Annotated in this window: 12 protein-coding genes; 7 read left to right on the forward strand and 5 right to left on the reverse strand. The window is 61.1% G+C overall.

The annotated features are described in order from the left end of the window. Nucleotides 1-20 precede the first annotated feature (20 nt). From paoA to paoC, 3 genes are read left to right on the forward strand one after another with little or no spacing between them, the layout of a single operon-like run. A complete protein-coding gene (gene paoA / locus AB4O12_RS10565) occupies nucleotides 21-644 on the forward strand; it encodes an aldehyde dehydrogenase iron-sulfur subunit PaoA (protein WP_041480864.1) in 624 nt (207 codons plus the stop codon). Continuing rightward, nucleotides 641-1,597: an FAD binding domain-containing protein gene (locus AB4O12_RS10570; protein WP_460061798.1), complete on the forward strand. Its 957-nt coding sequence runs from the start codon at nucleotides 641-643 to the stop codon at nucleotides 1,595-1,597. The genes paoA and AB4O12_RS10570 overlap by 4 nt, the downstream gene beginning before the upstream one ends. Further along, on the forward strand, nucleotides 1,594-3,792 hold the full coding sequence (paoC, locus tag AB4O12_RS10575; protein WP_460061802.1) for an aldehyde oxidoreductase molybdenum-binding subunit PaoC: 2,199 nt from the start codon (nucleotides 1,594-1,596) through the stop codon (nucleotides 3,790-3,792). The genes AB4O12_RS10570 and paoC overlap by 4 nt, the downstream gene beginning before the upstream one ends. A 323-nt stretch (nucleotides 3,793-4,115) precedes the next feature. Here paoC and AB4O12_RS10580 read toward each other — a convergent pair whose 3' ends face one another. Next, the gene (locus tag AB4O12_RS10580) at nucleotides 4,116-4,592 is read right to left on the reverse strand and encodes a (R)-mandelonitrile lyase (RefSeq protein ID WP_460061804.1); all 477 of its coding nucleotides are present in this window, start codon (nucleotides 4,590-4,592) and stop codon (nucleotides 4,116-4,118) included. 96 nt (nucleotides 4,593-4,688) lie between these two features. Here AB4O12_RS10580 and AB4O12_RS10585 point away from each other — a divergent pair, with 96 nt between their 5' ends. Next, nucleotides 4,689-5,582, forward strand: a complete 894-nt coding sequence (locus tag AB4O12_RS10585) for a LysR family transcriptional regulator (RefSeq protein ID WP_460061807.1) — start codon at nucleotides 4,689-4,691, stop codon at nucleotides 5,580-5,582. A gap of 6 nt (nucleotides 5,583-5,588) precedes the next feature. On the opposite strand, the gene AB4O12_RS10590 is transcribed toward AB4O12_RS10585, so the two are convergent. Then, complete coding sequence (locus AB4O12_RS10590; protein WP_205869281.1) at nucleotides 5,589-6,548, reverse strand: aldo/keto reductase; 960 nt, start codon at nucleotides 6,546-6,548, stop codon at nucleotides 5,589-5,591. Between the two features lie 111 nt (nucleotides 6,549-6,659). Between AB4O12_RS10590 and AB4O12_RS10595 the strand changes: the two genes are divergently transcribed. Further along, on the forward strand, nucleotides 6,660-7,430 hold the full coding sequence (locus AB4O12_RS10595) for an alpha/beta hydrolase (protein WP_460061809.1): 771 nt from the start codon (nucleotides 6,660-6,662) through the stop codon (nucleotides 7,428-7,430). Between the two features lie 132 nt (nucleotides 7,431-7,562). Here the strand turns inward: AB4O12_RS10595 and AB4O12_RS10600 are convergent, their stop codons facing one another. Continuing rightward, entirely contained in the window at nucleotides 7,563-8,372 is an 810-nt protein-coding gene (locus AB4O12_RS10600; RefSeq protein ID WP_460061811.1) for an OBAP family protein, read from the reverse strand. A gap of 439 nt (nucleotides 8,373-8,811) precedes the next feature. On the opposite strand from AB4O12_RS10600, the gene AB4O12_RS10605 reads away from it, so the two are divergent. Beyond that, nucleotides 8,812-9,300: a nuclear transport factor 2 family protein gene (locus AB4O12_RS10605; protein ID WP_460061813.1), complete on the forward strand. Its 489-nt coding sequence runs from the start codon at nucleotides 8,812-8,814 to the stop codon at nucleotides 9,298-9,300. 177 nt (nucleotides 9,301-9,477) lie between these two features. On the opposite strand, the gene mqo is transcribed toward AB4O12_RS10605, so the two are convergent. Beyond that, complete coding sequence (gene mqo / locus AB4O12_RS10610; RefSeq protein WP_041480875.1) at nucleotides 9,478-11,124, reverse strand: malate dehydrogenase (quinone); 1,647 nt, start codon at nucleotides 11,122-11,124, stop codon at nucleotides 9,478-9,480. A gap of 529 nt (nucleotides 11,125-11,653) precedes the next feature. Here mqo and AB4O12_RS10615 point away from each other — a divergent pair. Beyond that, a complete protein-coding gene (locus tag AB4O12_RS10615; RefSeq protein WP_460061816.1) occupies nucleotides 11,654-12,085 on the forward strand; it encodes a nuclear transport factor 2 family protein in 432 nt (143 codons plus the stop codon). A 167-nt stretch (nucleotides 12,086-12,252) separates the two neighbouring features. On the opposite strand, the gene AB4O12_RS10620 is transcribed toward AB4O12_RS10615, so the two are convergent. After that, nucleotides 12,253-13,116 carry a methyl-accepting chemotaxis protein gene (locus AB4O12_RS10620; RefSeq protein ID WP_370593542.1) on the reverse strand — a complete coding sequence of 288 codons (864 nt, stop codon included), beginning with the start codon at nucleotides 13,114-13,116 and terminating at the stop codon, nucleotides 12,253-12,255. Nucleotides 13,117-13,138 lie beyond the last annotated feature (22 nt).

The raw sequence follows: 13,138 nt of genomic DNA on the forward strand, positions 1-13,138 counted from the left end.
GAGAGACAAGGAATCGAACCATGCCGATTTCCCGACGCAACTTCATGATCCTCGGCGCCGTAACCGCGACGGCGTTCGCTATGCCCCCCTTTATCAGCCTCAAGGCCTACGCGGCCAGTCTGGAGCAACCGGCCATGAGTCAAGTTACCCTGCAAGTCAACGGTAAACCGCAAACCCTCGAAGTCGACACCCGCACCACCCTGCTCGACGCCCTGCGCGAACACCTGCACCTGACCGGCACCAAGAAAGGCTGCGACCACGGCCAGTGCGGCGCCTGCACGGTGATCGCCGACGGTCGGCGGATCAACTCCTGCCTGACCCTGGCGGTGATGCACGACGGCAGTGAGGTGACCACCATCGAAGGCCTCGGCATGCCGGACAAGCTGCACCCGATGCAGGCCGCGTTCATCAAGCACGACGGTTATCAGTGTGGCTACTGCACGCCGGGGCAGATCTGCTCGGCGGTCGCTGTGCTCAAAGAGATCCGCGACGGCATTCCCAGCCACGTCAGCCCGAGCCTGACCGAGCCGCCGAAGCTGATCGCCGCCGAACTGCAGGAGCGCATGAGCGGCAATATCTGCCGTTGCGGCGCTTACTCGAACATCATCGAAGCCATCACTGAAGTTGCGGAGGTGCCGGCATGAGAGCCTTCAATTACAGCCGCGCCGACTCACCTGCGGCAGCCGCTTCCCGGGCTGCGCACGTCGAAGGCGCCAAGTTCATCGCCGGCGGCACCAACCTGCTCGACCTGATGAAACTCGACATCGAAACCCCAGTCCACCTGATCGACATCAACCACCTCGGCCTGGACCAGATCGAGGCCACCCCCGAGGGCGGGCTGCGCATCGGCGCGCTGGTGCGCAACACCGATCTGGCCGCCGACGCGCGCGTGCGCAAGGACTACGCCCTGCTCTCCCGCGCCTTGCTCGCCGGGGCTTCCGGACAGTTGCGCAACATGGCGACCACCGCCGGCAACCTGCTGCAACGCACCCGCTGCCCGTACTTCTACGACACCCACCAGGCCTGCAACAAACGCAATCCGGGCAGCGGCTGCGCGGCGATCGGCGGGGTCACCCGGCAGCTGGGGATCATCGGCGTCAGCGACGCTTGCATCGCCACCCACCCGAGCGACATGGCCATCGCCATGCGCGCGCTGGATGCGCAGATCGAAACGGTCAAGCCTGACGGCAGCACGCGCAGCATTGCCATGGCCGATTTCCATCAGTTGCCGGGCAGCACGCCGCACATCGAAACCAGCCTCACACCCGGTGAATTCATTACCGCCGTGACCCTGCCGGCGCCGGTTGGCGGCACGCACATTTATCACAAGGTGCGGGATCGCTCGTCTTACGCGTTTGCCCTGGTCTCGGTCGGTCTGATCCTGCAAAAGGACGGCACCGGCCGCGTCGCCGTCGGCGGCATTGCGCCGAAACCGTGGCGGGTCGAAGCCGCTGAAGCGTTGCTGCCCAAGGGTGCCAAAGCAGTCAGCGAACGCCTGCTTGAAGGCGCGACGCCCACCGATGACAACCAATTCAAACTGACACTGGTCGAGCGCACGCTGGCCTCGGTGTTGGCGCAAGCGAGGGAAACCGCATGAAATTCGACACGCCCGCCACCACCAATCCCATCGACCGCCTGAAGGTCGTCGGCCAGCCCACCAAGCGCATCGAAGGCCCGTTGAAAACCAGCGGCCAGGCCACTTACGCCTACGAACAACATGAAGCGGCGGCCAATCAGGCCTACGGCTTCATGGTCGATTCGGCGATCGCCAAAGGCCGGATCAAAGCCATTCATCTGGGCGAGGCCAAAGCGGCCCCCGGCGTGCTGGCGATCGTCACTGCCGAGAATGCCGGCAAGCTCGACAAGGGTGATTACAACGCTGCGCATCTGCTCGCTGGTCCCGAAGTGCAGCATTACCAGCAAGCCGTTGCATTGGTGGTTGCCGAGACCTTCGAACAGGCCCGCGCCGCCGCGCAATTGGTCAAGGTCGATTACGAAACCACCGAGGGCAAGTTCGATCTGGCCAGCGTCAAAGACCTCGGCGTCGAGCCGAAAGACGAGTTGCCCGACGTCAATCACGGCGACTTCGACAAGGCCTTCACCGCCGCGCCGGTGCAGTTCGATCAGACCTACACCACGCCAGACCAGTCCCACGCGATGATGGAACCGCACGCCACACTGGCCGCGTGGAAAGGCGATCAACTGACCGTGTGGACGTCGAACCAGATGGTCGCCTGGAGTGTCGGCGACATTGCGAAAACCCTCGGCCTGCCGAAGGAAAAAGTGCGTTTGGTCTCGCCGTACATCGGCGGTGGTTTCGGCGGCAAGCTGTTTATTCGCGCCGACGTAATCCTCGCCGCTCTCGGCGCGCGCATGGCGGGGCGGCCGGTGAAAGTCGCCCTCGCCCGCCCGCAAATGGCCAACAACACCACCCATCGCCCGGCTACGATTCAGCGCATCCGCATGGGCGCAACGGCGGACGGCAAGCTGACCGCCATCGCCCATGAAGGCTGGTCAGGCAACCTTGCTGACGGCAAGGTCGAACTGGCCGCGCAACCGAGCCAGTTGCTCTATGCCGCAGAAAACCGCCGCGTCAGCATGCGCCTCGCCCCGCTCGACCTGCCTGAAGGCAACGCCATGCGCGCGCCGGGTGAAGCGCCGGGGCTGATGGTGCTGGAAATTGCCATGGACGAAATGGCCGAACAGCTGAAGATGGACCCGGTGCTGTTCCGCATCGCTAACGACACTCAAGTCGACCCGGTGAAAACCGAGCGGCCGTTCTCCCAGCGTCAACTGGTCAAATGCCTGCAGATCGGCGCGGAGAAATTCGGCTGGGATCAGCGCAAGGCGCAACCGGGCAGCCGTCGTGAAGGCCGTTGGCTGATCGGCATGGGTGTGGCGGCGGCGTTTCGCAACAACCTGCTGGTCAAGTCCGGCGCCCGTGTGCGCCTGGAGCGTGACGGCAAAGTCGTCGTCGAAACCGACATGACCGATATCGGCACCGGCAGCTACACGATTATCGCGCAGACCGCTGCCGAGATGATGGGCGTTGGTCTCGATGATGTAGTCGTGCGTCTGGGCGACTCGGACTTTCCGGTTTCGGCTGGTTCTGGCGGTCAGTTTGGTGGGAACTGCTCGACCTCGGGCGTCTATGCCGCCTGTGTGAAACTGCGTGAAGCGGTGGCGCAGAAGCTGGGACTCGCGGCGGATCAGGCGGAGTTCGCCGATGGTCAGGTGCGCGTCGGCAGCAAGAGCCTGCCGCTGCGCAACGCGGCTGAAGGCGGCGCACTGGTCGGCGAGGACAGCATCGAGTTCGGTGATCTGGCCGAGAAGTATCAGCAATCGACCTTCGGCGCGCATTTCGTCGAAGTCGCGGTCGATGCTGCCACTGGCGAAGTCCGCGTGCGGCGCATGCTCGCGGTGTGCGCGGCGGGGCGAATTCTCAACCCGACGTCGGCGCGCAGTCAGGTCATCGGCGCGATGACCATGGGCGTCGGCGCCGCATTGATGGAAGAACTGGCGGTGGACAAGCGTCTGGGCTTTTTCGTCAACCATGACCTCGCCGGGTATGAGGTGCCGGTGCACGCCGACATACCGCATCAGGAAGTGATCTTCCTCGAAGAGACCGACCCGATTTCATCGCCGATGAAAGCCAAGGGCGTGGGTGAATTGGGGATTTGCGGCGTGAGTGCGGCGGTGGCGAATGCAATCTACAACGCCACCGGCGCGAGGGTGCGGGAGTATCCGATTACGCTGGACAAGATTCTTGATTCGTTGCCGGAGATGATCTGAAGCGAAAAGCCCCTCACCCTAGCCCTCTCCCAAAGGGAGAGGGGACCGATCCGGGTATATTCAGGATGTGCAGCGACGTGAAAGTCTTTCTGTGTATCCTTAATCGCAACGGTAAGTTCAGGTCGATGCACATCGCAAGACACCTCGGTCGGCTCCCACTCCCCGGGAGACGCCTGGGGTGAGTGGCATGCTGTTAGCGCACCTGCATGGGGTGCTAGGGGTCGAGTGGATTCACCACCACGCTTGCAGAATGCCGAACGTCTCGAGCATCCCCCAATCGGCTCCCTCTCCCTCGGGAGAGGGCTGGGGTGAGGGGCGCGGTTTCACTCGGTCTTTGGATATTGCTCATCACTGACCTGCTCCATCCAGTCCACCACCTTGCCATCCAGCACTTCGGCAATCGCGATATGACTCATCGCCGTCGTCGGTGCCGCTCCGTGCCAGTGCTTGGCGCCCGGGGCAATCCACACGGTATCGCCCGGGCGGATTTCACGAACCGGCTGGCCCCACTCCTGCACGAACCCTGCCCCCGAGGTGACGATCAGTGTCTGCCCCAGCGGATGGGTATGCCACGCCGTTCGCGCGCCAGGCTCAAACGTTACGGTCGCACCACTGACCCGCGCCTCGTCGGTACCTTTGAACGGCGCATCCACCCGCACCGTGCCGGTAAACCAGTCAGCCGGGCCTTTGGCCGACGGTTGCGAGCCATTCGGTGTGACCGTGACACGCGGATTTTCAGTGGCATACACCTCGCCAGCCAGCAGCGAGAGCGTCAGCGCAGAAGCAGCAATCGGGTTCATGGCTTTTCCTCCAATAAATGATGCAACCACTGTAGCGATCCGCACTCTTTGGATAATCGACTAGAATCCGAAAAAACTTATGCAGGACGATCATCAATGCTCCGGGAAAACGCCACCGACCTGCTCGCCTTTCTCGCCGTCGCCCGTGAACGCAGTTTCACCAAGGCCGCAGCCAAACTCGGCGTGTCGCAATCGGCGCTCAGCCACACCATTCGCAGTCTCGAGGCGCGACTCGGCCTGCGCCTGCTGACCCGCACCACGCGCAGCGTGTCGCCGACCGAGGCCGGCGAACACTTGCTGCAAACCATCGGCCCGCGCTTCGAGGAAATCGAAGTGGAACTGGCCGCACTGAGCAACCTGCGCGAAACCCCGGCGGGAAAGATCCGCATCAGCGCCACCGACCATTCGCTGAACTGGATCCTGCGTCCGGTGTTGCAGCATTTCCTGCCGCAGTACCCGGATGTGTCCGTCGAGGTTTGCTGTGACTATGGCTTCGTCGACATCGCCGGCCAAGGCTTCGATGCCGGTGTGCGCTTGGGCGAAGACGTCGCCCAAGGCATGATCGCCACCCGTATCGGTCCGGACATGCGCATGGCGGTGGTCGGCTCACCCGCCTACTTCGCCCGGCGCCCTGCGCCGCAAACCCCGCGCGACCTGACCGACCACGCCTGTAACAACCTGCGCCTGCCAACCAATGGCGGACTGTATTCGTGGGAGTTCGAAAAGGATGGTGAAAGCCTGAAAGTGCGCGTCTCCGGCCAGGTCACCCTGAATGGCGTGTACCCATTGCTCGACGCCGCGCTGGACGGTTTCGGTCTGAGCTACATCCCGGAAAACGTCGTTGCGCCGTTTCTGGCGGACGGTCGCCTGTTCCAGGTGCTGGGAGACTGGTGCCCGGCATTTTCCGGTTATCACCTGTACTACCCGAGCCGACGCCAGGCAGCGCCGGCGTTTGCGTTGTTGCTGGAGGCGTTGCGCTATCGCGGTTGACCCGGCTCAGCCCAGCAACGCAATCAACTGATGCCGTTGCGCATCGGTCAACATCGGCCCAAAACCGGCTCCGGCGTTGTCAGCCATGTAGCGCGGATTGCTGGTCCCGGGAATCACACAGGTCACCGCCGGGTGCGCCAGGAGAAATTTCAGTGCCAGTTGCGGCCAACTGTTGACCTGTACATCCGAGACCCACGCCGGCAGCGGCTTGCCCTTGAGCCGGGCGAGCAAATCGCCGCCGCCAAACGGCCGATTACAAATCACCGCCACCCCACGCTCACGGCACAGCGGCAGGATGCGTTTCTCGACCGCGCGATCATCGAGGGCGTAGTTGATCTGCAGAAAATCCAGCTTTTCGGCTTTCAGCACGGCCTCGACCTCGTCGTAGGCCGACGAGGTGTAATGGGTGATGCCGATGTAGCGAATCCGCCCCTGCTCCTGCCATTCGCGCAGGGTCGGCAAGTGGGTTTGCCAGTCGAGCAGGTTGTGAATCTGCATCAGGTCGATGCGCTCGGTTTGCAGCAGTCTGAACGACTGCTCCATCTGCGCGATGCCTTCATCGCGCCCGCGCGTCCACACCTTGGTGGCGAGAAACGCCGGCGAGCGTGGTTCGTGAATCGACAGCAGTTCACCGGTGGTCTGCTCGGCGCGGCCGTACATCGGCGAGCTGTCGATCAGCGTGCCGCCCTTCCTGAACAGCGCTTCGAGGACGGCGGGCAATTGCCGGTAAACCGGATCGCCAGGCGCGACGTCGAAACCGCGATAGGTGCCCAACCCGACCATGGGCAGTGCCTCGGAGCTGGAAGGGATGGCGCGGGTCTGCATGGTCTGGTCTCCTGCCGTGGGCAGCACAGTTTCGGTCGGCGCCACGCTGCCGGCCAACGCCCGATCAATGGTGAGCAGCGCCGCAGCTTGGGCAGCCAGCGTGAGCAAGCGGCGACGTGAGTAACCCTCAGTGTGGCGCATGCGAGTCCTCCTGTTGCGCGGATCTGTTGCACGGTGTGTGCGCCGGCTGTCAGGCGCAGTCGCTGAACTACACTGCCACAGCCAACCTTTCTCCCCGTTAAAAGTAGCCGAATGTCCCGAACCCTGATGTCACTCGTCGTTTTCATTGTTGCCGTGTACCTGGTGCTGTGCGCCGCGCTGTTCGTGTTTCAGCGCTCGCTGATCTGGTTTCCCCAGCCTGCCGCCGTGGTTGCAGCGGACTCGCGAATGAAACTGCCGATGCCGGATGCCGAGGTCTGGGTGACAACCCGAGAGCGCAGCGGATCGCGCGCACTGATTTATTTCGGCGGCAATGCCGAGGACGTATCGCGAAATCTGCCGGAATTCGCCGAGGCGTTTCCCGACTACGCGCTGTATTTCCTGCACTATCGGGGCTTTGGTGGCAGCACCGGCTCGCCATCGGAAGCCGCGATTGCCGAAGATGCGCTGGCGCTGTTCGATCAGGTCTATGCCAGCCACCCGCAGATTGCTGTCATCGGACGCAGCCTCGGTTCGGGGGTGGCGGTGCGCCTGGCCAGTCAGCGGCCGGTGCAGAATCTGATCCTGGTGACGCCGTTCAACAGCCTTGAGGAAATCGCCGAACGGCAATACCCGTGGGTGCCGGTGAAGTGGTTGCTCAAGGATCGTTTCGAATCAGGCAGATACGCGGCGCATATTCGCGCACCGACGTTGCTCTTGGCGGCCAGTGATGACGAAGTGATTGGGCGCAGCAGCACGCAGCGCTTGTTCGAGAGTTTTCCCGCGGGCGTGGCGACGCTGAAGGTGGTGCCGGACTCGGGGCATAACTCGATTTCCGAGCGCGAGCAATATTTGCAGTGGATTGTGGATGTGTTGAATCGCTGAAGGATGTAGCGATCAGACGGACGCCATCGCGAGCAGGCTCACTCCTCCGGGGGAACGCATTTCAAATGTAGGAGTGAGCCTGCTCGCGATGACGCCGGTACAGACAACACCATTTCCAGCTATTGTCCAAAGCTAAGGCTGACTGCCGCTCCGGGCATTTTCATCGCCAGAGGTGGCCGGGCGCGGCATGACGTGTTGATGGCCGGTCGGGTCGTTGAGCTGGATGACATTACCCTTCTGCCACGCATCAGCCCCCGTTGCGACAGGCGCCGGTTTGATCCCGGCACGAGCCTTTTTCTTTTCGGCGCTATCAATGCCCAGACGCTGATCGCGCTGGCGGACCATTTGTGCATCGGCCTGACCGTCAGCGGTAAAGCCCATCATCAACTGCGGCACGCCCAGCGGCAGTTGCTTGTCCTGATCGGTGTGCCAGGTGTGCCAAGTCTTGCCGTAAGTATTGGCGAGTTTTTCCATCAGGCGCTTTTCCGCCACTTGCGGGATGCCCGGCGCGACCAACTGGCCGGAAGTCACCTCGTGAGCATGGCTGTGCCACAAGGCTTTTTCTTTTGCCGGCAATTGCGTAAACAGGCGCTGACTGATGATGTATTCCACGCCCATCAACTTCGCTTCAGCCGTGTTGCCGTCGTAGATCACGCACTGGAACACTTCCTCATTGAGCGCCGAGCAGTAATGGTGCGCTTCCATCTGCGCGCCGGGATGACCGTTGTAAAAATGAAAGCCATCAAGGTACATGTTCAACGCGCGGATCGGCGGTTTGTCCTGCAACCACTGCGCGCCGACTTCGAGCATTTCAGTATCGGAGGCCTTGGCCTGACCCGGTGTCTGCACCGGTGACTCGGTGTTGCTCATCGCGCAGCCAGTCAGCGCGGCGACCATCAAACCAATGGGAACCCAACGTCCCTGCGAGGTTGTCGTACGCATGTTTCACTCCTCGAACTTCAGTAACGGGCGCATGCTGGCCCTGTTCTGCAACTGAAAGCAGGAGAACGGCGGAGTTCGAAAAAATGCGCGCGGATCAGACTGGAGAGATCGTCGCCAGCACGCCGATCAGAATGGTCAAGGTCAGAAAACCGCCGAGAAAAATTGCCATCTTGTACATGTCGCGCTCCTTGATGCGGGGTGTGCGGTGCACCGGACGCTTCGGAATGAGGTCGGAGGGTGATTGGCCGCACTGCCGGGGCATTCTGAGCCTGTGGCTGTACTGAATACAGAGGCAGATGAAACAGAAAAATACGGATCAGATGCGCATCTGATCCGCTTCGGGCATGAACAGATATTCAGCCTGAGACTTGGGGATTCACTTTCGGCGCGGTTGATCTACAGTCATTGCCGACCGACAACAATAAAAACCGGAGTGACCATGCCCGACCTTGCCTTGCAGCCCAACGTCGCCGCATCCCTCGCGCGCTGGCACGCGATGATCCGCAGCGGCAATCTCAAAGCCCTGCCCGAACTGCTCGATCCGCAAGCTGTGTTCCGCTCGCCCATGGCCCACACGCCCTACCCCGGCGCGCCGGTGGTGGCGATGATCCTCAACACCGTGTTTGAAGTCTTCGAAGATTTCGCCTATCACCGTGAGTTTGCGACGGCGGATGGCCTGAATGTGATTCTCGAATTCAGCGCCGGGGTCGGCAGCAAGGAACTCAAAGGCATCGACATGATTCGCTTCGATGAACACGGCAAGATTGTCGAGTTTGAAGTGATGGTGCGGCCGCTGAGCGGGTTGCAAGCACTGGGCGAAGAAATGGGTCGGCGCCTGGGGCCTATCTCGCGTCCGCAAAAGCCTGAATCCACCCCGGACCGTAGGAGCGTAGGAGCTGACGAGTGCAACGAGGCTGCGATCTTTTGATCCTGATCTTGATCTTGATCTTCAAACGTCAAAGTCAAAGTCAAAGTCAAAGTCAAAGTCAAAGTCAAAGTCAAAAGATCGCAGCCTCGTTGCACTCGTCAGCTCCTACAGGTCCGGCGTATAAAAAAACCCACTGACCGTCGCCGGTTCAGTGGGTTTTGTGTGTCAGGGTTCTGCTTACAGAGCCATGTCACGTGCAGCGTTTTCCTTCGGCGCTACGGCTTTGTCAGCCGCAGGTGCCGCCGGAGCAGCTACCTGACCGATCGCTGGAGGCGTCGGCAGTTCGAGGATTTTCGCGGTGTAAGCCCACTCGGCAGCCACTTTGGCCGGATCGCTGTTCAGCTGGGTGCCGTAGCTTGGCACGATCTGGTGCAGCTTGGTCTGCCACTCAGGGGTTGCGACTTTGTCTTTGAAGACTTTCTGCAGCACGCTCAGCATGATCGGTGCAGCGGTCGACGCGCCTGGCGATGCGCCCAGCAGGCCGGCGATCGAGCCGTCTTGCGAAGCAACGATCTCGGTGCCCAGTTTCAGCACGCCGCCAGCGGCTTCATCACGCTTGATGATTTGCACGCGCTGGCCGGCTTGCCACAGGCGCCAGTCTTCGGCTTTGGCGTTCGGGAAGTATTCCTTCAGCGCGTTCAGACGGTCTTCATCCGACAGCATCAACTGCCCGGCAAGGTACTCGACCAGCGGGTATTCCTTGATGCCGACCTTGGTCATTGGCCAGATGTTGTGGGTGGTGGTGCTGGTCAGCAGGTCGAAGTACGAACCTTCCTTGAGGAACTTGGTGCTGAAGGTCGCGAACGGGCCAAACAGAATGACGCGCTTGCCGTCCAGAACACGGGTGTCCAGGTGCGGAACGGACATCGGTGGCGCGCCAACCGAAGCTTTACCGTAGGCCTTGGCCAGGTGCTGCTCGGCAATCGTCGGGTTCTCGGTCACCAGGAACGAGCCGCCAACCGGGAAGCCTGCGTATTCCTTGGCTTCAGGAATGCCCGACTTCTGCAGCAGGTGCAGAGCACCGCCGCCAGCGCCGATGAACACGAACTTGGCGTCGGTTTCGGTCTTGGTACCGTCCTTGAGGTTTTTGTAGCTCACACGCCAGGTGCCATCGGCGTTCTTGGTGATGTCTTCAACTTCGCTCGACAGTTTCAGATCGAAGTTGGGTTTGGTTTGCAGGTGAGCGGCGAACTGGCGGGTGATTTCGCCGAAGTTCATGTCCGTACCCAGCGGGCTCCAGGTGGCCGCGATTTTCTGGTTCGGATCACGCCCTTCCATCATCAGCGGTACCCACTTCTTGATCACAGCCGGATCTTCGGAATACTGCATGCCAGCGAACAGCGGGCTTGCCTGCAGCGCTTCGTAGCGCTTTTTCAGGAACTTGATGTTGTCATCGCCCCACACGAAGCTCATGTGCGGTGTGGTGTTGATGAACGAACGAGGGTTCTTCAGCACGCCCTGCTGAACCTGCCACGCCCAGAACTGACGGGAAACCTGGAACGCTTCGTTGATCTCGACGGCTTTCGGGATCGTCACGTTGCCCTTGTCGTCTTCCGGGGTGTAGTTCAGCTCGGCGAGGGCGGAGTGACCGGTACCGGCGTTGTTCCAGCCGTTGGAGCTTTCCAGGGCGACGCCATCGAGGCGCTCGACCATTTCCATCGACCAGGTCGGTTCCAGCTCATTGATCCACACACCCAGGGTGGTGCTCATGATGCCGCCGCCGATCAGCAGGACATCAACTTTCTTGGCTTCGGCAGCATTGGCAGACGACATCCCCATCGCCAAAGCCAGACCGAGCAAGGCTGTGTTCACTTTCTTAAACATCTGTTGCACCTATGATAAAACGCCTTCCGCCCGTCGTTGTTATCAGTCTGCGTTGCGCTTTGTTGACGCTCAGGCTGGCGTCGCGCAATCCGGCACACTTCAATATTGACGGGTGGGCACACAAGGCCGACATGTGGCATCGACCTCAGTTAATGTCCCTTCTGAACTGACTTCTTATCGTTATTGGCTTCAGCTGCTTGAGCGACAGGGATCCCGTCGGCCCGCCTGAAAGGCCAGCCAACCGAATTAAGTCAAAGCAAATTTGGCGCGGAGAATATCACGTCAGGGCGAACCCGCGCGTCTGTTCCCGACTTGAAAGTCTTTTTCCGCTCTGGGGCTTATCGGCCATAGGCCACCAAACATGACCGTGATCAGGCATTGGCCTGCAAAGTTTTTTGCGCGATACGCATCGCAACTTGATAAATCATTGCGAACGGCTCGTTGTTCAAGCAGAAAATAACCTGCTACGTTGTACGATGACTGACAAACTAAGCCAGTCATTCCGACTCAATAACAACAAGGAAACAACATGACCCAATCCCGCCTCCTCATCGGTTTGTTCTGCGCCTTCAGCGCCTGCGCCATGGCCGCCCCTGCCCCGGCGGAAAAGGAAGTGGCCCAAGCGGTGGATCACCTGACCCAGGCGATGCTGCACAAAGACATCGCCGAACTGAACGCTCTGACCGCGCCGAACCTGACCTACGGCCACTCCAGCGGCAAGATTCAGGACAAGCAGGAATTCATCGCCGACATCGAGACCGGCCGCAGCGCATTCAAGACCCTGGAGATGCAGAAGCAGACCATTACTCTGTCCGGCGATACCGCATTGGTGCGCCACCACTTCTCCGCGCAGGCGTTGAAAGGGACTGAGGTGATTCCGACCGAGATCGAGAATTTCCAGATCTGGCAGAAACAGGGCGGGAAATGGTTGTTGGTGGGGCGGCAGGCGTTCAGGTTCTGATTAAGGGCACATAGGCTTGATTCAGTGTTGCCCGAGCTGGCCTAATCGCGGGCAAGCCCGCTCCCACAGTGGATGATGGTGTGCACACCGTTGCATTCACAACATCAGACCCTGTGGGAGCTGGCTTGCCAGCGATAAGGCCGTGATAGACACCAGTCCTACCGCTATCACAACCGAAACCGATCCACCGACCGCGCCAGCTGCCCCGCCAGATTCGACAATTCATCGGTGGTCGTCGCGGTCTGCCCGATCACCCGACTGTTGCCTTCGCTCATCCCGGCAATCATCTCCACCTGATGGGCGATCTCGTTACTGGCTTGGCTCTGTTCGCCAATCGTGCGGGTGATGTCGTTGACCAGTTGCGTGGTGTTCAGCGTGGCGTCGAGGATTTCCCGAATCGCCCGCTCGACTTCCGCCGTCACCGCCATGCCCTTGTCGACCTGCGCCACGCCGGCCTCCATGCTGGTGACCGCCTCGCGCGTGCTGCTCTGGATGCGCGCGACCATTGCGGCAATTTCCTGGGTCGAGGCGCTGGTGCGTGCGGCCAGACTGCGCACTTCATCCGCGACCACGGCAAAGCCACGGCCCTGCTCTCCTGCCCGCGCCGCCTCGATCGCGGCGTTGAGGGCCAGCAGGTTGGTCTGGTCGGCGATGCTCTTGATCACCTGAATGATGTTGAAGATCGCCTCGGATTCCTGATCCAGCGTGCGAATCACCTGCGCCGACTGCTGTGCCGAGCGGGCGATGTCGTCCATGTCGCTGACCACTTGATGAATCACCCCGCCGCCCTCCTTCGCTAGAGTTTCCGCCTGATTGGCCATGCTCAGGGCACGTTCGGCGTGGCGGGTGATTTCCTCGATGCTGGCGGTCATCTGACTGGCGGCGGCCGCCATGGTCCCGGCGGCAACGCTTTGCTGCTGGCTGCTGTCGGCGACCTGATGGCAGCCCTGACTGAGCTGCTCGCTCATGCCGCTGACACCGTGGGCGTTGCGCCGGACCACGTCGATCATGTTGCGCAAGTCACGTTGCATGGTCGCCAATGTGCGGATCAGC

The organism is Pseudomonas sp. S2_A05 (genome assembly GCF_054668485.1).